The sequence below is a fragment of the Pseudomonas sp. AC229 genome (assembly GCF_979254655.1).
In genome coordinates, this window is record NZ_CEEDHK010000012.1 from 1 (window position 1) to 22,950 (window position 22,950).

The following is a 22,950-nucleotide window of genomic DNA, read 5'->3' on the forward strand; positions in this document are numbered from 1 at the left end:
TGGTGATTGAGGTTTGGGGGCGATATGGGGGCACCTTCACGATTCTGGATCCCGAATCGTCGGACCGCCGCGTTCGCGAGGATGACGGTGGAGATTAAATGGGCCTCCGTCATTCCCTGCTTCCATCACCCACAAAAAAGCCCCGCAAAAGGCGGGGCTTTTTTGCAGTCGGTCAGGCGTTAGCTGCCCTTAACTGCCTTGCCATCGACGCTGCCGTCTTTGAGCATGATTTGGTATTCCTTGCCGTCTTTCTCGACCTGATACAGGCGAACCAACAAATAATTCCAGTCTTTGGCAAACCACAGCACGGTTTTGCGGCTGCTTTGGGTCGGGTCGCGCACGCGCTCGACTTTGATGGCGTCGACGCTGCCGGCCATGGTCTCGACTTTCTCTTCGCCCAAAACGCGGAAGTCGTAGGTTTCGATTTCGCCGCCATCAACCACTTGGTAGCTCATGGTTTTTTTGCCGGCCGCGACGTCGGCTTGCAGCACCACTTGATAGGTGGATTTGTCTTGCACGCCACGGTTGAGTGGCAAGGACACCTGGTCGCCACGGTCGCTGCCGATGACTTTCTTGGCTTCCCAGTCGAAATCCAACTCAACCGATTTGCCCTTGCCCAGGCCGCTGCGTTCGTAGCGGTAGGTTTGTGGCAGGAAGGCGTTGTTGTCGATGCGGAAGGCGCTTTCTTCGGTGAGGCTGGCCACCAACATGGAGGCTTTGAAATTCAGCAACCAGCGGCCGTCTGCTTGTTTTTGCAGACTGCGCTCGGCAGTGCCGCTAACGGGAAGCTGTTTCCAGTCGGCGGTGTAGCTGGCCGAAAAGGGTTTCAGCTCCAGGGCCTGCGCCGGCAGGGTGAGCACGGCGAGGACGAACAGCAAGGCGCGACGCATAAAGTCTCCTAGGTTCGAATCAAATGGCCAGTGGCCGGTAACAACTGCTGGTGGAGCATTGCCCCCTCGCGGGTCAGTTGCAAGTCGCCGGTGGCGAACCAGCGAACCGCGAGCGGGTAAATCTGGTGTTCCTGGGCGTGCACGCGGTTGGCCAGGGTTTGCGCCGTGTCATCCGAGCGCACCGGCACAACTGCTTGTACGACCAGAGGCCCTCCGTCGAGTTCCTCCGTTACAAAGTGCACGGTGCAGCCGTGCTCGAGGTCGCCAGCATCCAGCGCACGCTGGTGGGTGTGCAGACCTTTGTAGTTGGGGAGCAGGGAAGGGTGAATGTTCAGCAAGCGCCCTTCGTAGTGCCGCACAAAGGCGCCGCTGAGGATGCGCATGAAGCCGGCCAGCAGCACGAGCTGCGGTTGGCAGCTGTCGATCAGCGCCATCAGCGCGGTGTCGAACTGTTCGCGGTCGGTAAAACTGGTGTGGTCGAGCACATGGGTGGCGATGCCGGCCGCCTTGGCCCGTTCCAGGCCATAGGCGTCGCTGCGGTTGGAGATGACGGCGCAAATCCTCGCCGGGCTGCGCGCTTGCGCGTCAGCACCGCCGTGGAGATCGTCGATCAATGCCTGCAGATTGCTGCCCGAACCGGACAGCAGAACCACCACGTTGCAGGGCGAGGCGTCTGGCATTAGTGGGCTTTCAGGTTGTTCAGCACAACGCGCTCGGCATCCGCTGCGCCGGCATTGATCTGGCCGATCACCCAAGGCTGCTCGCCGCTGGCACGCAGGTTGGTCAGAGCCGCTTCCACGTGTTCCTGAGCCACGCAGATGACCATGCCCACGCCGCAGTTCAGCACGCGGTGCATTTCGGTTTCGTTGACGTTGCCTTGCTGCTGCAGCCAGTCGAACACGGCCGGGCGTTTCCAGCTGGCCACATCGACCACGGCTTGAGCGCCGTCTGGCAGTACGCGCGGAATGTTGTCCAGCAGGCCGCCACCGGTGATGTGCGCCATGGCTTTTACCGCACCGGTGTCTTTGATCAGCTTGAGCAGCGGTTTGACGTAGATGCGCGTCGGTGCCATCAGCAGTTCAGTCAGGGCTTTGCCTTCGAGCTGAATGGTTTCGATGTCGGCACCCGACACTTCGATGATCTTGCGAATCAGCGAGTAGCCGTTGGAATGCGGGCCGGACGAGGGCAGGGCGATCAGGGCGTCGCCGGTTTGCACCTTGGAGCCGTCGATGATTTCAGACTTTTCCACCACGCCAACGCAGAAACCGGCCAGGTCGTAATCTTCACCTTCGTACATGCCAGGCATTTCGGCAGTTTCGCCGCCGACCAGCGAGCAACCGGCCAGTTCGCAACCGGCGCCAATGCCGGTGACAACAGTGGCCGCTACGTCGACGTTGAGCTTGCCGGTGGCGTAGTAATCGAGGAAGAACAGCGGCTCGGCGCCGCACACCACCAGATCGTTGACGCACATGGCGACCAGGTCCTGGCCGATGCTGTCGTGTTTGTTCAGGTTCAACGCCAGGCGCAGCTTGGTGCCCACGCCGTCGGTGCCGCTAACCAGTACAGGCTGTTTGTAGCCAGCCGGGATCTCGCAGAGGGCGCCGAAGCCACCCAGGCCGCCCATCACTTCCGGACGCGCCGTGCGCTTGGCCACGCTTTTGATGCGCTCGACCAGGGCTTCACCTGCATCGATATCGACGCCGGCGTCCTTGTAGCTAATGGAGGGTTGCTTGCTCATAGATCCAGGCCTTTAGAAAGGGATGTTCGGGGAGCGACCGAGACAGGCGTAGGCACTAGGCCAGCGCGCAGAAGAGGCACGGTCTGCGAAGGCGCGCGATTTTATCAGGCTTGCCCGTAGGCGGCCATCCGCGCAGCCGGATGGCCGGAAAATTAATAAAGTTGCCCCGGCCTGCCCTATAAACGAAAGCGGTCGACCGACAGCGACAACTGGCCGGCCAAGCCCGAGAGCTCGTCCGTGGTGTCAGCGGTTTTGCCAATCACCGTGCTGTTGCTGACCGACATGCTGGCGATGGTTTCCACCTGATGGGCAATTTCGTTGCTGGCCAGGCTTTGTTCGCTGATGGTGCGGCTGATGTCGTTGACCAGTTGCGTGGTGCTCAACGTGGCGGCCAGGATTTCGCGAATCGCCCGTTCCACGTCGGCGGTCACGGCCATGCCTTTATCCACCTGGGCAACGCCGGCTTCCATGCTGTTGGCGGCCTCGCGGGTGCTGGTTTGAATGCGCTGCACCATGGCGGCGATTTCCTGCGTCGAGGCGCTGGTGCGGCCCGCCAGGCTGCGCACTTCGTCGGCCACCACGGCGAAACCACGGCCCTGTTCGCCGGCCCGCGCCGCTTCAATGGCGGCGTTAAGGGCGAGCAGGTTGGTTTGGTCGGCGATGCCCTTGATCACCTGGATGATGCTGAAAATCTGCTCGGACTCTTGGTCCAGCGTGCGAATAACCTGGGCCGATTGCTGCACCGAGCGGGCAATGCCGTCCATGTCTTGCACCACTTGATGAATCACTTTGCCGCCGTCGTTCGCCAGGCGCTCGGCCTGGTTGGCCATGTCCAGCGCCTGACCGGCATGGCGGGTAATTTCCTCGATGCTGGCGGTCATTTCGCTGGCAGCGGCGGCCATAGTGTTGGACGCCTCGCTTTGTTGCGTGCTGCTGTTGGCGACTTGGTGGCAGCCGGCGCTGAGTTGCTGGGTGAGGCTGTTGACGTTGTTGGCATTGCTGCGCACCACGCCGATCATGTCGCGCAGGTCGCGTTGCATGGTGGCCAGGCTGCGGATTAGCGCGCTGGCTTCGTCCTGGGTAGCCGGCTCTTCGATGCGCCGGCTGAGGTCGCCCTGGGCGATGCTGGTGGCAATTTCACTGGCAGCGAGCAGCGGTCGCATAATGCCGCGAATGATCCATGCGCCTTGCAATACCAACAGCACCAAGCTCGCTATCAACACGATGGTCAGCGTGAGGTTGGCAGTGCTGATGGCGCTTTCGGTGTCTTTTGCGGTTTGCTCGGTGTTGCTTTCGATCAGCTCGCTGAGGGCGGCCATTTCGCCTTCCAACTTGCTGAACGCCGCGTTGAACGTGGGCAACTGCCCTTGTGCCGCGTCGGGGTTGGTGAGCGCCTGGGCGACGATGGCTTCGGCGGCAGCGATGTAGGAATCAAGGCTGGGTTTGACCGTGTTCAGTCCAGCCTTGATTGCCTCGTTCACCGGCAATTTCAGGTTGTCGGCCAGCACCTCGCGAAAATGCCCGGCGTGTTCTTCCAGGCTGCTGCGCGCTTCGGCAGCGGTGGTGGGGCTTTTGCCCAGCCCCACCAACATGGCTGCCAACACATCGGCGCGCAGGGCGTCGTGCATCATGTCCGCTTCCATATGGTTGCGCAGGGCATTGAGGCTGATCTGATTGGCTCGTACGGCATCGGCCACGTGGTAGTTACCCACGAAGCCAACCAGGCTGAGAATCAGCGCAGCCAGCAGGCCGGTACCCGTTAATAGCAGCAAACGCAATTTTATCGACACCGCAAGTACCCCTTCCTTTGTTGGCCAAACGGCGCCCGAGCTGCTCGCCTAGTGTGCTTATGTGCTGCGTATCGGCCGGCCGCTGCGCTTGTTGAGCGGGGCGTTTGATTAGCTAGTTAAGCCGCAAATGTCAGGGCGTGCCGGTTGTGCGGGTTATATGCGCTCGACAGCCCCCAAGTCGCCTGTTTAAGGTAGGGCTCTTTGCATTAAGGTAAGGCGCGTTTTCGCAGCGCCGCACCGCCGTCATGCGACTGGCCACTAGCGCTGGCGCCCCTTTCCGAGCCGAGAGCCCATCATGCGTTTGTCCGCCTCACTGTTCAGCCCGTTACTCGCCCTGAGCTTGTCGTTGTGCAGCCTCGCGTCCCACGCAGCGAGCGTTGAAGACCTCTATCAAGTGCGCCAACCGGTGACCAGCCAGCAACCGCAAGAACGCGCCGCCGCCCTCAGCAGTGCCCTCGATACGCTGGTGCTGCGCCTGACCGGCGACAACAAAGCCCTAACCAATCCGGCCATTGCCGAACTGCGCAAAGACCCGCAGCAACTGGTGAGCCAATACGCTTACGAGAACGGTCCGCCTGAAGTGCTGGTGGTCGACTTCGACGCCATCAGCACCGACCGCAGCCTGCGTCAGGCCGGTATTCCACTGTGGAGCGCGAACCGCCCTGCGGTGTTGGCCTGGTGGCTGAACACCACGGCCGAAGGCGCCAGCCTGGTTGGCGACAGTCAACCGGCAGCCGCTGCGCTGCAACGCGCTGCGCAAAACCGAGGCTTGCCGCTGCGTTTGCCGATTGCCGACCTCAACGAGCAACTGGCCGGCACCGCTGAAAACCTGGCGGCGACCAATGCCGATGCGCTGAAAGAACCGTCTGCCCGGTATGGCGCCGACGCCTTGTTAGCCGTCACCGCTCAGGAAGATGCTGGCAAATGGCAGGCGCAATGGCGGTTGTGGTTGGGCGAGAGCCGCGAGCAGGGCAAAGCCGAAGGTGCCGACGCCGATGCGCTGGCCGACGCGGTAATGCTCGCCGTTAGCCAACGGCTGGCCACCCATTTCGTGGCGGCGCAAGGCGCTGCGCAAGCGTTGACTCTGGATATCCAGGGCGCCGACCTGAACCGCTACGCCGAACTGCAACGCCTGCTGGAACCGTTCGATGCCCGCCTGCAAAGCGCCGTGGGTGATCGCCTGACCTATCAAGTAAAAGCCAGCCCCGAACAACTGCGTGCGCAGCTGGCCTTGGCTCGCCTGCGCGAGCTGCCGCCAGAACCGGTTGCCGCTGCGCCGGTAGACGCCAGCACCGCGCCAGCTGGCCAAGCACCGGTTCCAGCGCCAGTGGCGCCTGCACCGGCAACCAACGTGCTGCATTACGGCTGGTGAATTCTTCTCCCCTGAGGTTGTTGAGCATGACTGACTCACGTCATTGGCTATGGATTGCCGCGCTGCTTGTGCTCGGTGTTTTGCTGTATGCCATCCACCCGATTCTCTCGCCGTTTCTGATCGGCATTTTGCTGGCGTACATGGGCGACCCGCTGGCCGACCGGCTGGAACGCTGGAAACTGTCGCGCACCTGGGCGGTGATCGTGGTGTTCAGCGTGTTTACCCTGATTCTGGTGATCGCCCTGCTGGTGCTGGTGCCCATGCTCGGCAGGCAATTGGTTCGCTTGTACGAGCTGGCGCCACAGATGATCGACTGGGCCCAGCACAGCGCCTTGCCGTGGGTGCAAGCAAAGCTGGGGCTGGCCGATGGCTTCTGGAAGTTCGATCAGGTTAAAACGGCCGTTACCGAGCACTTGGGCAAAACCACCGACATCGTTGGCGCCGTGCTGGCTTCGGCCACCGCCTCGAGCCTGGCCTTGCTCGGCTGGCTGGGCAACGTGGTGCTGATTCCGGTGGTGAGTTTTTATCTGCTGCGCGACTGGGACGTGATGGTCGCCAAACTGCGCGGCCTGCTCCCTCGCAGCCGCGAAGGCTTCATCGTGCAATTGATGGGCGAATGCCACGAAGTGCTTGGCGCGTTTCTACGGGGGCAACTGCTGGTCATGCTCGGCCTCGGCGTGATTTACGCCAGTGGCCTGATGCTGGTCGGGCTGGAGCTGGGCTTGCTGATCGGCGTAATTGCCGGGCTCGCCAGCATCGTGCCGTATATGGGCTTCGTTATTGGTTTCGGTGCGGCCATTACGGCTGGCTTGTTCCAGTTTGGCCCGGAGTTCTACCCACTGCTCGGCATCGCCGCAGTCTTCACCGTGGGCCAACTGCTGGAAGGCATGCTGCTTACGCCGTTGCTGGTCGGCGACCGCATTGGCTTGCACCCGGTGGCGGTGATTTTCGCCATTCTCGCCGGTGGCCAGCTATTCGGCTTCACCGGCATTCTGCTGGCGCTGCCGGTGGCGGCGGTGATCATGGTGTTACTGCGCCATGTCCACGACTTCTATAAACAGTCGGATATGTATGACGACGGGCAGCCAGTGGAAGCGGTTGAAGTTGTCGAGGGAGTGCCCGCACAGCCCGATTAGCTGTTCTTCACTGTTCAGCTAAAAACACAGGTGGTTGGGTTCGCAAAGGACCCACCACCTGTTTGTGTTTCAGGGTTTAGTGTTTTGCGCTGCATGATGGTCGCGAACCGCGGCCCTACTGACCGCTCGGCCCACGCCTTGGGACAAGACATACCCGCCTATTCCACCCAGCAAGGTGCCTAAGGTGTTTTCGGTCAGCAGCTTCGACATGCCGAGCACGCAGATCACGATCAATATCACCATCACGGTGGCGAATTGAATGACCTGGCCCGAGGCAATCAGCTCCACTTGTATTTCTGACGGGAATATCCGCACCGCCAGAAACATCAAAATGCCAAAGGCGCAGAACACGCCGATGATAAAACCTAGCTGATCGGCAACTTTGGTTGCAGGTGCGCTTTGTTCTTCAATTGATTTGAGCAACTGATCTCGATATTTCCCCCAGACCTCGCTCAACGCTTTCGCCCTCGGGATGCGTTCATTGATTGCCGAAATTTCTTGCGCCAGCTTCCTGCTGGCAATGTCTATCGTCGACTTGAGCTGAGTGCTAATGCCGCGAAAGCTCTCCTCATCGCCATACATTTGGCAGATGACGTCTGGGCTCAAGCTCAGAAAATGCACGACGTCGTCTATGGTTGTGGCCTCGCTTTCGGTGAGCGACTGGTCTTCTTGCGGCGCCGAAAAAATGTCAAAGCTGATGGTGTTGTCGAACTGCAACAGTTGACGTCGGATGGTCAGAACGTTTTCGGCAATATCGGTGCGGCGACACTCTTTGATAAGAGGCGGAAGTTTATTCATTGAAGTCGTGGTTTTGTCTCTGATCATCTCGACCGAGATTTTCTGCAATGCGCTCAACTCGTTAGGAAGTTCTGAGTACCGCTCTGCTGTTTCCCGCGCTTCGGTGAGGGCCTCCTGATTCAGCACTGGGCTTCTGGACGGCGTCAGCTTTTGCACGCGATCAACTTCGTTTCTGGTGGATTGGTCAGATGCCAATATGTCTGAATCGATAATCCCGAAGGGGTATTTTGCCGATGCGGCGTTGGCCGTTGAGATGCCGAAAACAATAAGTGCTGACAGTAGCGGGAAGAGAATTTTGCTGGCGTTGTTGTTCAGGGTTTTCATGTGCTGAGTCTGATGTGTGAAGGGGGGTGGGGGAGGCGCGGCCAGTCCTGAACGCTGTTGGCCGACTGATGGCTCCATTGATGAGGTGTAACAGGCTGGCAATCGTAACCATGGCTCGGTCGGTACACGAGCCGGCGTGGATACAGTGCGGCTATGGGATGGGATTTATCGATAGGACAGCGTTGGCGACATACTTCGGCTGTTCTGGCGGCCGTCCTTCGGGTAGGCGGCGGTCATACCGTCCTGTTGGTCTAGCGCAAGCGAGACGCCGCGCGGCTTGCGCCCATAGCGCCAACGTGAACCGGCCCCGTGGGTTCTGTCTCCACCCCGTTGGTTGCTGATGCTCGGGCTCAAACGGTTCAGACGCATCTACCGCAGCCCGCGGAAGAATGCCTACGCAGGTTTGCACCGGTTCACGTGTGCCTGGCAGATTTGCATTGCAACAAGCCGTGCGCCGCTGATGTCGGTTTTCAAGGAATGGCGGCGATGCTCCCCGGTGCGTATTGCCGTGAGCCCCGTCTACGCGTTTGCCATCAATGACTTAGCGCCAAGAAGCCGATAAACTTCGCCTCCTTTGTCGCGCGCCTTCCTGGCGCCGCCCGGAACCGCCCGATCTCCGCATGAAACCGATACAGCTGCCCCTTGGCGTGCGCTTGCGCGACGACGCCACCTTCGCGAATTACTACCCCGGCGCCAATGCCGCAGCGCTTGGCTATGTGGAGCGTTTGTGCGAGGCCGACGCGGGCTGGACGGAAAGCCTGATGTACCTCTGGGGCAGCGATGGCGTGGGCCGAACTCACCTGTTGCAAGCGGCGTGTTTGCGTTTCGAGCAGCGCGGCGAGTCGGCGGTGTATTTACCGTTGGCGGACGTGGTGCAGCTGGGTCCGGAGCTGCTGGATAACCTGGAGCAGTGCGAGCTGGTTTGCCTGGACGATCTGGATGCCATCGCTGGCAATGCCGTATGGGAAGAGGCGCTGTTCCACCTGTTCAATCGGCTGCGTGACAGCGGTCGGCGGCTATTGCTTGCGGCGGGAGCGGCGCCTCGCGAGTTGCTGGTGCAGTTGCCGGACCTCAAGTCGCGTCTGACGCTGGCGCTGGTATTCCAACTGCAAACCCTGTCGGACGAAGACAAACTGCGCGCCCTGCAATTGCGCGCCTCGCGCCGAGGCTTGCACCTGACCGACGAAGTCGGGCGCTTTATCCTCACCCGCGGTACGCGCAGCATGAGCGCGCTGTTTGAGTTGCTGGAGCAACTGGACCAGGCCTCGTTGCAGGCGCAGCGCAAGCTGACGATTCCTTTTTTGAAAGAGACGTTGGGCTGGTAACAGCAAGGTCGGCTGGATTTTCCGTTGTCTTCGCGAAGGTGGCGTCCGGACTGTTTCGTTGGGCGCGAACTCGACGTTTCCAGGAATCGCGGCATTCCGATTAGCCGCGATGCTTTTAGATCACTCGCCCGCCAACTTCCGGTCATGCTGAAAACGCCAGCGCGTGTACAGCAACGCACTGGTAAACAGCGCCAGGCTCAACAGCGCTTCACTCCACCCCAACCAGCTGCGGTGCGGGTCGAACGCGGCGAGCACGCCTTTGATGAAGTACAGGTTAACAACAAAACAGGTCCAGGCATGGGCACGCGCGTTGCCCATCAGCAGGCCGGGGGCGAGCAGGGCCAGCGGGCCGAGCTCGATGCACAGAATCACCCAGGTGCGGGCGCCATGCAGGTCGGCATAAACCAGATTCCACGTCAGCAGCAGCGCCGCCAGGGCGAAGAAGCTGATGAGCGTGAGCACGCGGCTGACTTTCAAACGCGGCGCCAGCCAGGAGAGCTCAGGCAATGGCTTCGGGGTTTTAGCCACGGGTGTTCTCCAACGGCGCGCGCAGGCGCAGGGCGGTTTCGGCCAGGCGCTTGCCCAGGGCTCGGCACAAGCTGATTTCGTGTTCGTCGAGCGGGCGTTTGCCGTCTTGTCCTGCGTGATGGCTGGCGCCATACGGCGTGCCGCCGCCCCGGGTTTCTAACAACGCGCCTTCGCTGTAAGGCAGCCCGGCGACGAGCATGCCGTGGTGCAGCAGCGGCAACATCATCGACAGCAAGGTGCTTTCCTGGCCGCCATGCAGGCTGGCGGTGGAGGTAAATACGCCGGCGGGTTTGCCCACCAGTTCGCCGGTCAGCCACAGACTGCTGGTGCCATCCAGAAAGTATTTCAGCGGTGCGGCCATATTGCCGAAGCGGGTCGGGCTGCCAAGGATCAAACCGGCGCAGTTCTTCAAGTCATCCAGCGTGGCGTACAACGCGCCCTCGGCCGGAATGCTCGGCGCCACAGCTTCGCATTCGGTGGAGATGGCCGGCACGGTGCGCAGGCGGGCATCGATGCCGGCCAGTTCCACGCCACGGGCGATCTGCTTTGCCATTTCAAGGGTCGCGCCGTTACGGCTGTAATACAGAACCAGAATGTACGGTTGGCTCATGGCAGCAGCTCCAGAATGCGCTCGGGTGGACGGCCGATGACGGCCTTGTTGCCCGCGACGAGAATCGGTCGCTCGATCAGTTTCGGGTGCGCGGCCATGGCGGCGATAAGTTGCGCATCGCTCAGGCTGGCGTCGGCGAGATTGAGGGTTTTGAATTCGTCCTCACCGGTGCGCAGCAGCTCGCGGGCAGAGAGCTGCAATTTGCTCAACAGGGCGGTGAGATCGGCCTCGCTTGGCGGCGTTTCGAGGTAGCGCACCACGGTCGGTTGCAGGCCACGGCCTTCAAGAAGTTCCAGCGCGCCGCGAGATTTGCTGCAGCGCGGGTTGTGATAAAGCGTCAGGTCGGTCATGTGCGTATCGCATCTTGCCTAGGGTGGCGGCTATTCTACCCGCGTCGGCAGCCAGGCCTGAATACGGCGTTGCGCGCACGGGGCGATTTACTACTGAACAAGGGAAAGGGCATGCGCCAAGGTTTCGATGATTTTGTGGAATTCTGGCGATTTCTCCTGCATCGCTTTCTGGCCGATCACGGCCCCAACAGTGCGGCAGCTCTGACCTACACCACGCTGTTCGCCGTGGTGCCGATGATGACCGTGACCTTCGCCATGCTCTCGGCAGTGCCGGCCTTTTCCGGCGTCGGCGAGCAGATTCAGCATTTTATCTTCCATAATTTTCTGCCCGCCTCTGGCGAAATGGTGCAGGAGTACCTGAACAACTTCACCACCCAGGCGCGGCAGCTGACGTGGATCGGTGTGGTGTTTCTTGCGGTCACGGCGTTCGCGATGTTGGTCACGGTGGAAAAGGCGCTGAACAATATCTGGCGCGTGCGTCAGCCACGTCGGGGCATTTCCAGCTTTCTGCTGTATTGGGCGATTCTCAGCCTCGGCCCGCTGCTGCTCGGCGTGGGATTTGTGGTGAGCACCTACATCACCTCGCTGTCGCTGATTTCCGGGCCGGACGCGGTTATCGGTGCGCAGGCTTTGCTGCGTCTTACCCCGCTGATGTCGAGCATGGCGGCCTTCACGCTGATTTACGCCTCGGTTCCCAACACCCGTGTGCCGTTGAAAAACGCCTTGCTCGGTGGCGTGTTTGCGGCGGTGTTGTTTGAAGTGGCCAAGGCCCTGTTCGGGTTGTACGTGCGACTGTTCCCCGGTTTCCAACTGATTTATGGCGCCTTCGCCACGGTGCCGCTGTTTCTGCTGTGGCTGTACCTGTCGTGGTTGATCGTGCTGTTTGGTGCCGAGCTGGCGTGCAACCTCGGTTCGTCCCGGCACTGGCGCCGTCGCGCCTTGCCGCGCTTGTTGGTGACGCTGGGGCTGCTGCGCATGTTCCACGATGCCCAGGTGCGCGGCGAAGTGCTGCGCCTTAACGATGTTCACGGTCAGGGTTGGCGGCTGCCTGAGGATGAGTGGGACGAGATCGTCGAATTTCTTGAGGGTGAGTTGCTGATCTGTCGCGCCAGTGGTGGCGGCTGGGTGCTGTGCCGCGACCTCGGCCAGTACACGTTGCATCAGCTGTTGCTGCATTGCCCCTGGCCGCTGCCGCGCTTGGACCAACTGCCGGCGCAGATGGACGAAGCGTGGTATCCCGGCCTGCGCGCCGGATTGAAGGCGCTGCATGAAGAGCAGGCCGAATTGTTCGGCGCCAGCTTGCTGCAATGGCTGCAAGCAGCGGACGAGCAAGAGGGCGGGGCGGACTGACAAAAAATGTCAGTTTGCGCGTAGCCCCGCGCTGCGCGCTACGCTTCAGGCGGTTGGGACGCTGCGAAATGGTAGAGATTGCAGTTGGCACGCTTTTGGCTCTCTCACCTGCAGATAGCTATCAAACTGCCAGCCTGGCACGGACTAGCCAAGGAATCGGGTGCTATGAGTAAGCCCACCAGCCACACCGCTAAAAAGCACGGCACCGTGATTGCCCTGCACCACAGCCATCCCGAGCACGCGCTGGAAGGGCTTAATCGTATTACTGGCCTCAACTTCGCCCGCTGGCCCGAGTCGCTGGCAGTGCGCGCGCCGGTTGAGCAAGACGCTGACGTCGATTACTTGCCCGAGCGCGCGACTGGCAACTGTACGCCTCGTTAATCAGGTCATGTGCATCGCGGCTAAAGCCGCTCCTACAGAGGGTGGATGCTGTTGGAGCCAGTCGGGCCTGAAACGCTTCCCTCGCTCATATAAAAAAACCCGCAGCCACGGCGCGGGTTTTTTGTTTTCCGGGGAACGGTTCGCTCAGTTCAAGCCAGCGCTTGTTGGCTCTGGGCGACGGCGGCTTCCACGGCTTGAACGAACAATTCCTCGACCACCAGGCTGGTAGGCGCAATGGCCGAACGCAAGCACACCTGCATGTCTTCAATCTTCTGCTTCACCGGCACGCGGCCGATGCCGGACAGCAAAATTTTGCCCTGACCGTTCACCTTGCCGTGGTCCACCAGCACTTCGCGGCGGGCACCGGCGTCGCGGTAGCTGATGACCAGCGACACCGGCAAATTCGCCAGGCCGGGCAGTTGCAGCCAGGCGGCGACGTTGAAGTCAGCTACGCGACCGTCGTATTCGGTCACGAGCAGGCGGGCGGCGTCGGTGATGCGCGACGGCACGGGGCCGATCAGCTTGTCGTGGGCTTGAGACATGGAGGCTTCCGGGCTGATTTTAGAATGGGGTGTAAGGACAGACGGCCGAAATTATAGGCACGGCGGTACAAGCAAACTGTGCGCTTGGCCGCCGGTCGGCGTGATCGGTCTCGCAGTTTTGACTATTAGGCCAGCTTCAATGGGTGACGGCTGACCGAGGCGGTTTCCAGGTTGGCCGGCGGCAAGGGCAGGGCGGCCTGGTTGTGCACGCTGACCAATTGCAGCCAAAGGTTTTCGCCGGCGCTGAACTGCCCGTTCGGCAGCCACAGGCCATGGTTCCAGCCGCCACCCACTACCGGCGTGCTCTGCAATACGCCAGGGTGGGTCTGCGTGCTAGGGCTGCGCCGCAGCCATACCGGGCGCGGTAGGCCCTTCAGGTAACGCAGGCCCAAGTACAGGCCGTCGGCGTTCTGGTGTCGCCAGCGCAATAAGGCAAGGGTGGGCGTGCCGCTGTTGGTCAGCAGCAGGACCAACTGGCCGACGGGCAGCAAGCGGCCTTGGTCGGCGTGGCACAACAGGCGCGCGCCGCCGGAGCTGGTGTCGAGCATTTGCGCGGCGCAATGGCCCGGTCGGTGCTCAAGCAGTTGCGCATGAATGGCCGGCAAGCCGACTACCAAGCTGCAATCCCCGACTTGATCGGAGCGCTCATGGCGACGCGGTTGGCGACCCAGCCAGTGGTGTCGCACCCGCTGCAGCAGTTCGCCTTCCACCTTGGTTTGCAGCGGCGCCGGTTCGTGCAGCGCCACCAGCAAAGCGCCTAATTCGAAGCGGCGCAAATATGCCGGATCGCTGTCGGCGTGTTGCTCAAAGGGCAGGCTGGGTTGCGATTCGGTGAGGTCAACAATGGGCCCTTCGGTGTCGTCTTCGTCATCCCACGGCAACAGCCGCGCGAGACTCGCCAGGGGCGCCAGTGCGCTGAACAATTGCGGGCTTTCGCCTTCGGCCAAATGGAACGGGTTGCTCAAGGAAAGCAGCAGCATTTGCTGGTACAGGCCACGCAAGGTGTTGGCGGGCAATGGATGGAATGCCGCGGCGACCGGCTCGTCGAGGCACTCCTGGTGCTCGCCAATCCAATACAGCAAATGGCTGTCGCGCCACAGGCTGGCCGGTGGCTCTTGGTACAGCTGGTAATGGCGCAACAGGTTCTGCGCCAGGAAGTGCTGGGCCATATACAGGCACCAGGCCAAGTGCGGGCGCGAAGGTTGCCGGCCCTGCAGAATCTGCAGCAGCAGGCGCTTGAAGCCGATGGCCATTTCCCCACAGAAGCGCACAAACAACATCGGCGGCGTATTGCCCTGACGGTAATGCTCGGCGTAGTGGCGATACTCATCGCTCAGACTTTGCAGCGCGCGTTGCCTTTCGAGTAAGGTCATGGCGCTGCGATTGAGGCGAAACAGCAAACCCAGCACCAGGTGCAGCGCGCCTTCATGGGATTGCAGACGGGCTTCGGCCAAACGCTCATTGAGATCGGCCAGCGGCGCGGCCGTTTCGTCGAGGATGTCCGGCACCTCTAGGCGTAGGGCGTCCAGTGTCATACCACCCCTGCAGATACGAGGATCGAATGCATGGTTGCGCTTGCGCGTAGGGTCATTAAAAAAGTGCTCATGGGGCAGATTGCGTTAGGTCTCTGCGCGGGGCTGTTGCTGGCTGGCTGCGCTGATGACTATGGCGTCGATCAGCATGGACGAAAGGTAACGGCTGAGCAGTTGGATGGCCAGTGGTTAGTGATTAATTACTGGGCTGAGTGGTGCGGACCCTGCCGCACGGAGATTCCAGAGCTTAATAGCCTGTCCGAGCAACTCAAAGGTCAGCACGCACAAGTGGTCGGTGTGAACTTCGATGCCCTGCAAAGCGCGGCGCTGAGCAAGGCCACCGAAACCATGGGCATCCGTTTTACCGTACTGGCGAGCGATCCCGGCGAGCGCTTCAAACTGCCGCGCAGCGAGGCGTTGCCGGTCACGTATCTGGTCGACCCGAAGGGCCAGGTGCGCGAACGCCTGATGGGCGAACAAACCGCAGCGGGCCTGAGCAAGCGCCTCGCTGAACTGCAAGCGAAGGAGTAGCGCAATGGCTCGAATCTGTTTGCATGGCTATGTCAGTGGCAAGGTGCAGGGCGTTTTCTTTCGTCAAAGCACCGAGACTGAAGCCACTCGATTAGACCTTGATGGTTGGGTACGCAATTTGGCCGATGGCCGGGTTGAAGTATTGGTAGAAGGCGAGGAAGAGGCGGTGCGGGAATTGGCTACTTGGCTTGAAACCGGGCCGAAAAAGGCCAAGGTGACAGCGGTGGAGTTGCAGGAACATCCGCTGCAGGGGATTGCGGGGTTTGTGGTTCGTGGGTGAAATCGACGGGATCGAATCTGTGTAGGAGCCAGCTTGCTGGCGAACCCTGGAAACACCGGTCCCGACATTCATTTGCACGCTTCGCCAGCAAGCTGGCTCCTACAGTGAACGCATGACCTACGGTTTCACATACCAATAATCCTGCCAATAACCGACCACCTTTCCTGAATACGTGGTTTTGCCGAGGCTGCCGTTGTAGCGGGCGAGGGCGCGGTTCAGGTCGCCTTTTTCTTTCTTCAGGTAGTAGCTGAGGATGGTGCAGCCGTAGCGCAAGTTGGTGGCGTTGTCGGTGAGGTTGTCTTGCTCGCGGCCCAGTTCGGCCTTCCAGAAGGTCATCACCTGCATCATGCCCTGGGCGCCGACTGAAGAAATGGCGAAGCGATTGAAGCGGCTCTCGGCGTGAATCAGCGCCATGACCAACTCCGGTTTCAGCCCGGCTTTGCTGGCTTCGTGGTGCACCTGTTTGAGCAGCGTCAGGCGCTCTTCAGCGTCGGGCATGTAGCGGCTTAGCCGTGTAGACATGTCGAGCAGCCAGACTTCGGCGTCGTAGCGATCAACAAAGCTGTCCGCCTCGGACACCGTGCGTTGCAGCAAGTCGCGCAACTCCGGTTCCGGTGCCTGGCGCACATTTGCGCTCAGGGGCAGGGTGAGTAGTAACAGGCAGCACAGCGCCAGGCGCAAGCACGCGGTCATGCCAGGCTCAGTTGTTGGCGCCGGGATCGGCCACGAGGCGGCCGGCATCCTTGCGCAGCGAGGTGAGAAATTCCTGCTGCAACTCGGGGTCGTTGCGGGTCAGTTCAATCAGGCTTTGTTCCAACTCGTTGGCTTCTTCTTCCAAGCCCAGGTCAGACAGGCGCTTGACCCGGTGAACCCACTGCGCCACTTCGTCGTCTTCCAGATCGTCGTAAATCAGCGCGTGCGCTTCCAGCAACTTGCCGCGCAGTGTGCGGCTGACTTGCAGAGTGGCGTCGGCGCGGGTGTGGTCTTGATCGTCTTCCACGCTCAGCACGATTTTGCCGACGCGGCTGACATCCTGTTCGGCAAACGGCCCGTCGAGCAGGTTAAGGCGCAGCACGCCGTTGCGGTCGGTGCTCAATTCGTGGGTTTGCGGGCCTGCTTTGATCATCACCGGACGTTCAGCCCAGGGCAGGCTGGAATACTCGGTAAGTTTGTCTTTCTGCAGTTCGTTGATGCGCGCCAGGTTTTGCTCGGAGCGTCCGTTGGACTGCACGTTCATAAACGGATTGAGACCCGCAAAGCCGTAGTCGATCCAGCCTTTGGTCGCTGTTTCCGGGACGTTGCCGAGCAACACCACATTCACCACGTTGGCGCCCACGCCGGCCACCACCGCCACTACGCCCAGCGGCACTTCGTACAGCTCGCGCCATGCCTGGTAAGGGGTGTAGCGGTCGTAGATGCGGGTGACTTCGAATTTAGTGACCTCGAAGGTTTTCTGGTCCTGAATGCGCACGCGCCGTTGCGGCAGTTCGAGCACGTCAGGTTGCCCGACGTCGATCTGCAGGCTGTGGTTGAGCAATTTGCGCTCAGCGCGGTCCTCGCGCTCAGCCCGCTGCGACATGTGATTGGCGCAGCCGCTGAGCAGCAAGGCGCCGCACAACGCGGCGCCGATGAGGCTAATGGAACGTGGCTTGAACATGGGAGCTCTGGTTAACACTCAACGACCGGTACGGGCCTGGATAAAGGACAACACCTCAGCAACCGGAATGGCTTGCGCCTCGGTTTCCCGACGGTTTTTGTATTCCAGATTGCCTTCGGCCAGACCACGGTCGCTGACCACGATGCGGTGCGGGATGCCGATCAATTCCATGTCGGCAAACTTGATGCCGGGGCTGGTTTTCTTGTCACGGTCATCCAACAGCACTTCGAAGCCGGCAGCGGTGAGCTCGGCGTACAGCTTGTCGGTGGCGGCGCGCACGTCTTCGTTTTCGTAGCGCAGCGGTACCAGCGCGATCTGGAAGGGCGCCAGGGCGTCGCTCCACAGAATGCCGCGCTCGTCGTTGTTCTGCTCGATGGCAGCCGCCACCACGCGCGACACACCGATGCCGTAGCAACCCATGGTCAGAATGGCGGGTTTGCCGTTCTCACCCATCACGGTGCAGTTCATGGCTTCGCTGTATTTGCTGCCGAGCTGGAAGATGTGCCCGACTTCGATGCCGCGTTTGATTTCCAGCGTGCCTTGGCCGTCTGGGCTTGGGTCACCGGCAACGACGTTGCGCAGGTCAGCGATTTCCGGCAGCGGCAAGTCGCGCTCCCAGTTCACGCCGAAGTAGTGCTTGTCATCAATGTTGGCGCCGATGGCGAAGTCGCTCATCAGGGCAACCGAACGGTCGATCACGCAACGCAGCGGCAAGTTCAGCGGGCCGAGGGAACCGGCGCCAGCGCCGATGGCGTTGCGCAATTCTGCTTCGGTGGCGAATTCCAGCGGGCTGGCAACCTGCTCAAGATTGGCGGCCTTGATTTCGTTCAACTCGTGGTCGCCACGAACGATCAGCGCCACCAACTTGCCTTCTTCGGCACCATGCACGACCAAGGTCTTGATGGTTTTTTCGATGGGCAGGTTGAAGCCTTCTACCAGCTCGGCAATGGTCTTTGCGTTTGGCGTGTCGACCAGACGCATTTCCTCGGTCGCGGCGCCGCGAGAAGTTTCACGCGGGATGGCTTCGGCTTTCTCGATATTGGCGGCGTAGTCGGACACGTTGCTGAAGGCGATATCGTCTTCACCCGATTCAGCCAGCACATGGAATTCGTGCGAGCCGGTGCCGCCAATGGAGCCGGTGTCGGCTTGCACAGGGCGGAAGTTCAGGCCCAGGCGGCTGAACACATTGCAGTACGCCTGGTGCATGCGGTCGTAGGTTTGTTGCAGGGAGGCCTGGTCGATATGGAACGAGTAGGCGTCTTTCATGGTGAATTCGCGGCCGCGCATCAAACCGAAGCGTGGGCGGATTTCATCGCGGAATTTGGTTTGGATCTGGTACAGGTTGATAGGCAACTGTTTATAGCTGCTCAGCTCGTTGCGCATCAGATCGGTGATGACTTCTTCATGCGTCGGACCCACGCAGAAATCACGCGCGTGGCGGTCTTTCAAACGCAGCAGTTCAGGGCCGTATTGTTCCCAACGCCCGGATTCTTGCCACAACTCGGCAGGTTGAATGGCGGGCATCAACACTTCGAGCGCACCGGCCGCGTTCATTTCTTCACGAACGACAGTTTCAACTTTGCGCAAAACACGCAGGCCCATCGGCAGCCAGGTGTACAGGCCAGAGGCCAGTTTGCGGATCATGCCGGCACGCAGCATAAGCTGGTGGCTGACCACGACGGCGTCGGTTGGGTTTTCTTTGAGGGTCGAGAGCAAATACTGACTGGTACGCATGTTTGGCCGTTATATCAGTTGCGAAGGCAAGGAAGTGCTCGGCATTGTACGGGGCCTGTACTGCCGCGTACAGGATTCAGGCCATCGCAATGTAAGGGGTTTCCAGTGTCCGCTTTGACTGCTGAACAAGTACAAGCCTTGATCCGTTTTGGCGTGCCGATGGCCGAGGATATTGCCCTGTGCATCGACCAACTGGACGCCAATAATGCCTACGCCCGCGTGCCGTTCCAGGCCAAATTGGTGCGCCCGGGCGGCACCATTTCTGGGCCGACGATCATGGCGCTTGCCGACGCCGCGATGTACGCCGTGGTGCTAGGGCGCCTCGGCAAGGTCGAGATGGCGGTGACCGCGAACTTGAACATCAACTTTCTGGCGAAACCAAAGCCGGTCGACTTAATCGCCCATGCGCAAATACTTAAACTAAGTCGTCGTCAAGCCGTGTGTGAAGTGTCTTTATATTCGGCGGGAGATGATGACAATCTAGTGGCTCATGTAACGGGAACCTATGCACTTCCGTTGTAAGTTAGTTAAACCGTACCAACTTACAGACGAAAAAAAGCCCGGCTAATGCCGGGCTTTTTTTATATCGAATTACCTGCTGAGTTCTGGATTACAGAATGCTCAGTGGGTATTCGACGATCAGGCGCAGTTCGTCGATCGAAGGCGAAGAACGCAGGTACACGGCGTCGCTCGAACGGTAGGTAGCTTGACGAATACGCAGGCTCAGATCTTTAGCTGGACCGTCTTGCAGGACGTATTTAGCTTCGATATCGCGTTCCCACTCTTTCCCGTTGTCGGTCGACTCAACGTTCGCGCCTTTACCGGTTACGTAGCGAGTCATGAACGACAGGCCAGGAACGCCGAGGGTGGCGAAGTCCAGGTCATAACGAACGCCGTACGATTTTTCGTCTTCAGTGTTGAAGTCGGAACGAGCGATCGAGTTGTTCAGGTAAACGGTACCGCCGCCGTCGATGCCGTACGCATAATCGCCGTCACCAGTCACGTCCTGGAAGCTAACGGTGAACTTGTGAGCGTCGATGCTGTAGGAGGCTGCGAAGCTGTAAGTCAGGTTGTCGATGTCGCCGCTGCCGTTGGTGTTGTCAGCGTCGGCCAGACCCTTGCCGGTGCTGTCGACCTTGTAGGCGTTGACGTCGAGACCGAATGCCTGGCCTTCAGTAATAGGCAGGGTCCAGTTGACGTTGGCATAGATCTTCTTGAAATAGTCTTCAACTTTCGAGTAGTACAAGGTAGTCGAAAGCGTATCGGAGAAGGTGTAAGTACCGCCGATCACGTTTGCTTCGGTCAGGCCGCCGATGCTGTCATGGCCAGTTTGCGATTGAGCGTTGATAGCGGTGAAGTGACCCGCGTTCAGGGCGAGACCTTCGATTTCGTTGCTAGTTACCAAGAAGCCTACGGCGGTTTCTGGCAGCAGACGGCTATCGTCAGTTGCGAAAACCGGCATGGTGGTGAACTGGCCGCCGTATTTCAGGGTGGTGTTAGAGATGCGCATTTTGACTGCGCCGGTCGATTCGCCATAGCTGTCTTCCGAACGACCGTCGGAGTCTTCAGGGAACAGACCAGTGCCTGCACGGCCGCGGCCGCTGTCCAGTTTGATGCCGGCCAGGCCGATTGCATCAACGCCGAAGCCTACAGTGCCTTGGGTGAAACCGGACTCGAAAGTACCGATGAAGCCTTGGCCCCATTCTTCAACACGGCTTTGCGAAGTGTTAGGTACGTTACGGAAGTCACGGGAGAAGTAGAGGTTGCGAGCCAGAACATCCAGGCTGCTGTCTTCTACGAAGCCCTTCGAATCGGACTGTTCGCTGGCTACTGCCAGTTGGGTGCTGCCCGCTACTGCGAGGGCGATTAAGCTCCACTTCATCACTTGCATCGTGATTGCTCCTTTGGTTTAGAAGTTGCGCTGCCCATCTTATTTGTTGTATGGGCTAGCTCTTTCTTTTTGTGTCGGCGCTAAGTTATAGCACGGCGACATTGTTGGCGACAGATAGTGCAGAGACCCTACAAATTCTTTACGACAATGTCGCAAAAGCTTATGTGGCATGTCGCAAATTCGTAGTTTTACGCTTGCATCCTAGCGATTACTTTTTCCGTGACTTCTGATGATTAACGAGTCGATAAAAACCACTCTCATTAATCCCTTTTAAAGACCAACGGTTAATTCCTGTCCGTAGGGTTAACTGTTGTTCCAAGCAAGGTACACAAACGCTGTTGGGCGTATGTGCTCATTGATCTTGGTTTGGGATAAAGCAATTAGCGTGCACAAACGCCGAAACGGTCGTGAAAATTTCGTAATGTGTGATTTTCTGAGCGTTGCGTTGAGCAAAGCACAACAGAAGCGGGGTTTGCCGCTGCGCTTGGGTGGCGCGGCGGGCTGCGGCCAACCGTTACTGGCGGTGGCAGTAACGCTGAAAAAGTGGGGCTTGCGGCGCTTGGGTAACAAAGTGTGCACAGCGGCGGTGCATGGTCGAGCGGCTCGCGCTCGGAGCTGGCGCCGTTTTGGTGCGGCTCATACTGGCGGGCGATAGACGCGTCGCAGGGTCGTTCGCCGTTGTGAACTTGCCCCGGGGTAGTGGGGCGAATGATCAGCTAAGCAGGTATCCTTGCGTATCGCGCGGTCGGCTTGGTCGCAGCGCTTGGCATCGTTGTACCTATATATAAGTAGGAGTCTGTGTATGTTCGCCCTGGATTCACGTTTGCAGAACGACACCCTGCTGATCGGCGACTTTCCGTTGTGCCGTTTATTGTTAATGAATGACGTCCATTACCCGTGGTTCATCCTGGTTCCGCGTCGCGATGAAGTGAGCGAGTTGTTCCAACTCAGTGGTGACGAACAGCAGCAGCTGTGGCACGAAACGGTCACGCTGACGGAGCTTTTGAAGGACACCTTCGCCGCCGACAAAATGAACGTCGCCACGCTCGGCAACGTTGTCAGTCAGTTGCACATGCACGTGATCGTCCGTCGGCGCAGCGATGCCGCGTGGCCGGCGCCGGTGTGGGGCAAGTTTCCAGCGCAAGCCTACGGCGCCGAACAGGTTGCCGCGATCCGGGCAAAACTGCGCTTGGTATTGGGCGGTGGTTTCGTGTTTGCCGAGGAGTAGGGCGATGAGCTTGGAAACCCGTTTGATGGAACTGGAAACCCGGTTGGCCTTTCAGGACGACACGATTCAGACGCTGAACGACGAGCTGGTAAGTCAGCAGCGAATCATTGAGCGCCTTAGCCTGCAGATCGCCGCGCTGGCCAAGCGCCAGGAAGATATGCAGAGCGGCTTTGGCATGAGCGAACACGAAGCACCGCCGCCGCACTATTAATAGAAGGCTTTTCGACAGGTATAAAAAAACCCGCCAGCGGCGGGTTTTTTTGTGAGTGTAGCCAGCGCTTAGCGACGTAGCGGAAGGGCTGCGATCACGTCTTCTGCTTGCAGGCCTTTGTCGCGCTGCATGACCGAGAACTCAACGCGTTGTCCTTCGACCAGCACGCGGTGGCCTTCGCCACGAATGGCGCGGAAGTGCACGAAGATATCGTCGCCGCTGTCGCGGGAGATAAAGCCGAAGCCTTTCGAGGTGTTGAACCACTTCACGGTGCCGGTTTCGCGGTCACCCAGGTCTTGCGCAACTGCTTTACTGCGACCTTTCATTCGCAGGTTTGCGCACAAGTGCAAGACCACAGCGAGCAGCACGGTGAGCAGGCTCAGCAATACGGCTGGTTGGCCGCCGATGACCGGAAGCGGGGCCAGCAAAATCAGCACTTGCAGCACAACGGCCAGCACCAACAATGCGCTGACCAGGCCTTGAACTTGTTGGCGTGCGCCCATGTGCCAGATTGGGAAAAGAGGGGCCAGCAACAGGTTGATCAAACCAAACAGAGCGAGGTAAATGGCATCGGGCTGTTGCAGGTAAGGAAGGCTGTCGGCATGGAGACTAGGAGCAAAAGACAGGAGTAGTGCGGCAACTCCTACAAGCAGGTGGACGATTTTCAGCATGTGCAATGAGCTCACTTATAAGGATATTCAGCAGAAGAGCGGGGTGGAGCACGGGTTGCCGTAACTGAAAATCGGCTCTCG

Annotated in this window: 25 protein-coding genes and 1 pseudogene; 10 read left to right on the plus strand and 16 right to left on the minus strand. The window is 59.8% G+C overall.

The window, feature by feature from the left end:
- Positions 1-179: 179 nt before the first annotated feature.
- The 4 genes from AC0IW7_RS16875 to AC0IW7_RS16890 form a co-directional block, all read right to left on the minus strand.
- Positions 180-890 carry a DUF3108 domain-containing protein gene (locus AC0IW7_RS16875; RefSeq protein WP_122493948.1) on the minus strand — a complete coding sequence of 237 codons (711 nt, stop codon included), beginning with the start codon at positions 888-890 and terminating at the stop codon, positions 180-182.
- Positions 891-898: 8 nt separating this feature from the next.
- Entirely contained in the window at positions 899-1,570 is a 672-nt protein-coding gene (gene purN / locus AC0IW7_RS16880; protein WP_122493947.1) for a phosphoribosylglycinamide formyltransferase, read from the minus strand.
- Entirely contained in the window at positions 1,570-2,628 is a 1,059-nt protein-coding gene (purM, locus tag AC0IW7_RS16885; protein ID WP_471819549.1) for a phosphoribosylformylglycinamidine cyclo-ligase, read from the minus strand. The genes purN and purM overlap by 1 nt, the downstream gene beginning before the upstream one ends.
- A 176-nt stretch (positions 2,629-2,804) precedes the next feature.
- Positions 2,805-4,418 (minus strand): methyl-accepting chemotaxis protein, encoded by a 1,614-nt coding sequence (locus AC0IW7_RS16890; RefSeq protein ID WP_471819551.1) that lies wholly within the window; start codon positions 4,416-4,418, stop codon positions 2,805-2,807.
- Between the two features lie 295 nt (positions 4,419-4,713).
- Here AC0IW7_RS16890 and AC0IW7_RS16895 point away from each other — a divergent pair, with 295 nt between their 5' ends.
- A complete protein-coding gene (locus tag AC0IW7_RS16895; RefSeq protein ID WP_471819553.1) occupies positions 4,714-5,790 on the plus strand; it encodes a DUF2066 domain-containing protein in 1,077 nt (358 codons plus the stop codon).
- A 26-nt stretch (positions 5,791-5,816) separates the two neighbouring features.
- Complete coding sequence (locus AC0IW7_RS16900; protein ID WP_471819554.1) at positions 5,817-6,926, plus strand: AI-2E family transporter; 1,110 nt, start codon at positions 5,817-5,819, stop codon at positions 6,924-6,926.
- A gap of 69 nt (positions 6,927-6,995) precedes the next feature.
- On the opposite strand, the gene AC0IW7_RS16905 is transcribed toward AC0IW7_RS16900, so the two are convergent.
- Positions 6,996-8,048, minus strand: a complete 1,053-nt coding sequence (locus AC0IW7_RS16905) for a hypothetical protein (protein ID WP_471819555.1) — start codon at positions 8,046-8,048, stop codon at positions 6,996-6,998.
- A 620-nt stretch (positions 8,049-8,668) separates the two neighbouring features.
- Between AC0IW7_RS16905 and hda the strand changes: the two genes are divergently transcribed.
- Positions 8,669-9,373, plus strand: a complete 705-nt coding sequence (gene hda, locus AC0IW7_RS16910) for a DnaA regulatory inactivator Hda (RefSeq protein ID WP_122493941.1) — start codon at positions 8,669-8,671, stop codon at positions 9,371-9,373.
- 120 nt (positions 9,374-9,493) lie between these two features.
- On the opposite strand, the gene AC0IW7_RS16915 is transcribed toward hda, so the two are convergent.
- From AC0IW7_RS16915 to arsC, 3 genes are read right to left on the minus strand one after another with little or no spacing between them, the layout of a single operon-like run.
- Positions 9,494-9,901 (minus strand): DUF2069 domain-containing protein, encoded by a 408-nt coding sequence (locus AC0IW7_RS16915; protein ID WP_122493940.1) that lies wholly within the window; start codon positions 9,899-9,901, stop codon positions 9,494-9,496.
- Complete coding sequence (gene wrbA, locus AC0IW7_RS16920; protein WP_463383521.1) at positions 9,894-10,511, minus strand: NAD(P)H:quinone oxidoreductase; 618 nt, start codon at positions 10,509-10,511, stop codon at positions 9,894-9,896. Before wrbA ends, AC0IW7_RS16915 begins: the two co-directional genes overlap by 8 nt.
- Positions 10,508-10,861 (minus strand): arsenate reductase (glutaredoxin), encoded by a 354-nt coding sequence (gene arsC, locus AC0IW7_RS16925; protein WP_471819557.1) that lies wholly within the window; start codon positions 10,859-10,861, stop codon positions 10,508-10,510. Before arsC ends, wrbA begins: the two co-directional genes overlap by 4 nt.
- Positions 10,862-10,972: 111 nt before the next feature.
- On the opposite strand from arsC, the gene AC0IW7_RS16930 reads away from it, so the two are divergent.
- Positions 10,973-12,211, plus strand: coding sequence for a virulence factor BrkB family protein (locus AC0IW7_RS16930; protein ID WP_471819558.1), 1,239 nt, complete (start codon positions 10,973-10,975; stop codon positions 12,209-12,211).
- Positions 12,212-12,376: 165 nt separating this feature from the next.
- Complete coding sequence (locus tag AC0IW7_RS16935; protein WP_471819560.1) at positions 12,377-12,592, plus strand: hypothetical protein; 216 nt, start codon at positions 12,377-12,379, stop codon at positions 12,590-12,592.
- 149 nt (positions 12,593-12,741) lie between these two features.
- Here the strand turns inward: AC0IW7_RS16935 and AC0IW7_RS16940 are convergent, their stop codons facing one another.
- Together AC0IW7_RS16940 and AC0IW7_RS16945 are read right to left on the minus strand one after the other, a co-directional pair.
- Positions 12,742-13,134, minus strand: a complete 393-nt coding sequence (locus AC0IW7_RS16940) for a hypothetical protein (RefSeq protein ID WP_471819562.1) — start codon at positions 13,132-13,134, stop codon at positions 12,742-12,744.
- A gap of 125 nt (positions 13,135-13,259) precedes the next feature.
- Positions 13,260-14,669, minus strand: coding sequence for a PilZ domain-containing protein (locus tag AC0IW7_RS16945; protein WP_471819563.1), 1,410 nt, complete (start codon positions 14,667-14,669; stop codon positions 13,260-13,262).
- A gap of 30 nt (positions 14,670-14,699) precedes the next feature.
- On the opposite strand from AC0IW7_RS16945, the gene AC0IW7_RS16950 reads away from it, so the two are divergent.
- Together AC0IW7_RS16950 and AC0IW7_RS16955 are read left to right on the plus strand one after the other, a co-directional pair.
- Positions 14,700-15,197 (plus strand): TlpA disulfide reductase family protein, encoded by a 498-nt coding sequence (locus AC0IW7_RS16950; RefSeq protein WP_471819565.1) that lies wholly within the window; start codon positions 14,700-14,702, stop codon positions 15,195-15,197.
- Positions 15,198-15,201: 4 nt separating this feature from the next.
- On the plus strand, positions 15,202-15,477 hold the full coding sequence (locus AC0IW7_RS16955) for an acylphosphatase (protein WP_471819567.1): 276 nt from the start codon (positions 15,202-15,204) through the stop codon (positions 15,475-15,477).
- A gap of 117 nt (positions 15,478-15,594) precedes the next feature.
- Here AC0IW7_RS16955 and AC0IW7_RS16960 read toward each other — a convergent pair whose 3' ends face one another.
- From AC0IW7_RS16960 to AC0IW7_RS16970, 3 genes are read right to left on the minus strand one after another with little or no spacing between them, the layout of a single operon-like run.
- Positions 15,595-16,170 (minus strand): lytic transglycosylase domain-containing protein, encoded by a 576-nt coding sequence (locus tag AC0IW7_RS16960; RefSeq protein WP_471819569.1) that lies wholly within the window; start codon positions 16,168-16,170, stop codon positions 15,595-15,597.
- Positions 16,171-16,177: 7 nt separating this feature from the next.
- On the minus strand, positions 16,178-17,134 hold the full coding sequence (locus AC0IW7_RS16965; RefSeq protein ID WP_471819571.1) for a hypothetical protein: 957 nt from the start codon (positions 17,132-17,134) through the stop codon (positions 16,178-16,180).
- 18 nt (positions 17,135-17,152) lie between these two features.
- A complete protein-coding gene (locus tag AC0IW7_RS16970; RefSeq protein WP_471819573.1) occupies positions 17,153-18,868 on the minus strand; it encodes a proline--tRNA ligase in 1,716 nt (571 codons plus the stop codon).
- A gap of 114 nt (positions 18,869-18,982) precedes the next feature.
- On the opposite strand from AC0IW7_RS16970, the gene AC0IW7_RS16975 reads away from it, so the two are divergent.
- Positions 18,983-19,390 (plus strand): PaaI family thioesterase, encoded by a 408-nt coding sequence (locus AC0IW7_RS16975; RefSeq protein ID WP_471819807.1) that lies wholly within the window; start codon positions 18,983-18,985, stop codon positions 19,388-19,390.
- A gap of 88 nt (positions 19,391-19,478) precedes the next feature.
- On the opposite strand, the gene AC0IW7_RS16980 is transcribed toward AC0IW7_RS16975, so the two are convergent.
- On the minus strand, positions 19,479-20,759 hold the full coding sequence (locus tag AC0IW7_RS16980; RefSeq protein WP_463550290.1) for an OprD family porin: 1,281 nt from the start codon (positions 20,757-20,759) through the stop codon (positions 19,479-19,481).
- Between the two features lie 802 nt (positions 20,760-21,561).
- Here AC0IW7_RS16980 and AC0IW7_RS16985 point away from each other — a divergent pair.
- Both AC0IW7_RS16985 and AC0IW7_RS16990 read left to right on the plus strand, forming a co-directional pair.
- A complete protein-coding gene (locus AC0IW7_RS16985; RefSeq protein WP_471819575.1) occupies positions 21,562-21,987 on the plus strand; it encodes an HIT domain-containing protein in 426 nt (141 codons plus the stop codon).
- Positions 21,988-21,991: 4 nt separating this feature from the next.
- A complete protein-coding gene (locus tag AC0IW7_RS16990) occupies positions 21,992-22,198 on the plus strand; it encodes a SlyX family protein (protein ID WP_471819577.1) in 207 nt (68 codons plus the stop codon).
- Between the two features lie 68 nt (positions 22,199-22,266).
- Here AC0IW7_RS16990 and AC0IW7_RS16995 read toward each other — a convergent pair whose 3' ends face one another.
- Together AC0IW7_RS16995 and AC0IW7_RS17000 are read right to left on the minus strand one after the other, a co-directional pair.
- The gene (locus AC0IW7_RS16995; protein WP_163016622.1) at positions 22,267-22,491 is read right to left on the minus strand and encodes a cold-shock protein; all 225 of its coding nucleotides are present in this window, start codon (positions 22,489-22,491) and stop codon (positions 22,267-22,269) included.
- A gap of 105 nt (positions 22,492-22,596) precedes the next feature.
- Positions 22,597-22,869, minus strand: a pseudogene (locus tag AC0IW7_RS17000) (cold shock domain-containing protein membrane protein); the annotation flags it as partial.
- Positions 22,870-22,950: the final 81 nt, after the last annotated feature.

Coding starts and splice junctions, on each gene's coding strand:
- hda (WP_122493941.1), top strand. CDS start 8,669: ATGAAACCGATACAGCTGCCCCTTGGCGTGCGCTTGCGCGACGACGCC.
- AC0IW7_RS16970 (WP_471819573.1), bottom strand. CDS start 18,868: ATGCGTACCAGTCAGTATTTGCTCTCGACCCTCAAAGAAAACCCAACC.
- AC0IW7_RS16930 (WP_471819558.1), top strand. CDS start 10,973: ATGCGCCAAGGTTTCGATGATTTTGTGGAATTCTGGCGATTTCTCCTG.
- AC0IW7_RS16935 (WP_471819560.1), top strand. CDS start 12,377: ATGAGTAAGCCCACCAGCCACACCGCTAAAAAGCACGGCACCGTGATT.
- arsC (WP_471819557.1), bottom strand. CDS start 10,861: ATGACCGACCTGACGCTTTATCACAACCCGCGCTGCAGCAAATCTCGC.
- purN (WP_122493947.1), bottom strand. CDS start 1,570: ATGCCAGACGCCTCGCCCTGCAACGTGGTGGTTCTGCTGTCCGGTTCG.
- AC0IW7_RS16980 (WP_463550290.1), bottom strand. CDS start 20,759: ATGCAAGTGATGAAGTGGAGCTTAATCGCCCTCGCAGTAGCGGGCAGC.
- AC0IW7_RS16945 (WP_471819563.1), bottom strand. CDS start 14,669: ATGACACTGGACGCCCTACGCCTAGAGGTGCCGGACATCCTCGACGAA.
- AC0IW7_RS16940 (WP_471819562.1), bottom strand. CDS start 13,134: ATGTCTCAAGCCCACGACAAGCTGATCGGCCCCGTGCCGTCGCGCATC.
- purM (WP_471819549.1), bottom strand. CDS start 2,628: ATGAGCAAGCAACCCTCCATTAGCTACAAGGACGCCGGCGTCGATATC.
- AC0IW7_RS16950 (WP_471819565.1), top strand. CDS start 14,700: ATGGTTGCGCTTGCGCGTAGGGTCATTAAAAAAGTGCTCATGGGGCAG.
- AC0IW7_RS16955 (WP_471819567.1), top strand. CDS start 15,202: ATGGCTCGAATCTGTTTGCATGGCTATGTCAGTGGCAAGGTGCAGGGC.
- AC0IW7_RS16960 (WP_471819569.1), bottom strand. CDS start 16,170: ATGACCGCGTGCTTGCGCCTGGCGCTGTGCTGCCTGTTACTACTCACC.
- AC0IW7_RS16895 (WP_471819553.1), top strand. CDS start 4,714: ATGCGTTTGTCCGCCTCACTGTTCAGCCCGTTACTCGCCCTGAGCTTG.
- AC0IW7_RS16875 (WP_122493948.1), bottom strand. CDS start 890: ATGCGTCGCGCCTTGCTGTTCGTCCTCGCCGTGCTCACCCTGCCGGCG.
- AC0IW7_RS16990 (WP_471819577.1), top strand. CDS start 21,992: ATGAGCTTGGAAACCCGTTTGATGGAACTGGAAACCCGGTTGGCCTTT.
- wrbA (WP_463383521.1), bottom strand. CDS start 10,511: ATGAGCCAACCGTACATTCTGGTTCTGTATTACAGCCGTAACGGCGCG.
- AC0IW7_RS16985 (WP_471819575.1), top strand. CDS start 21,562: ATGTTCGCCCTGGATTCACGTTTGCAGAACGACACCCTGCTGATCGGC.
- AC0IW7_RS16905 (WP_471819555.1), bottom strand. CDS start 8,048: ATGAAAACCCTGAACAACAACGCCAGCAAAATTCTCTTCCCGCTACTG.
- AC0IW7_RS16900 (WP_471819554.1), top strand. CDS start 5,817: ATGACTGACTCACGTCATTGGCTATGGATTGCCGCGCTGCTTGTGCTC.
- AC0IW7_RS16965 (WP_471819571.1), bottom strand. CDS start 17,134: ATGTTCAAGCCACGTTCCATTAGCCTCATCGGCGCCGCGTTGTGCGGC.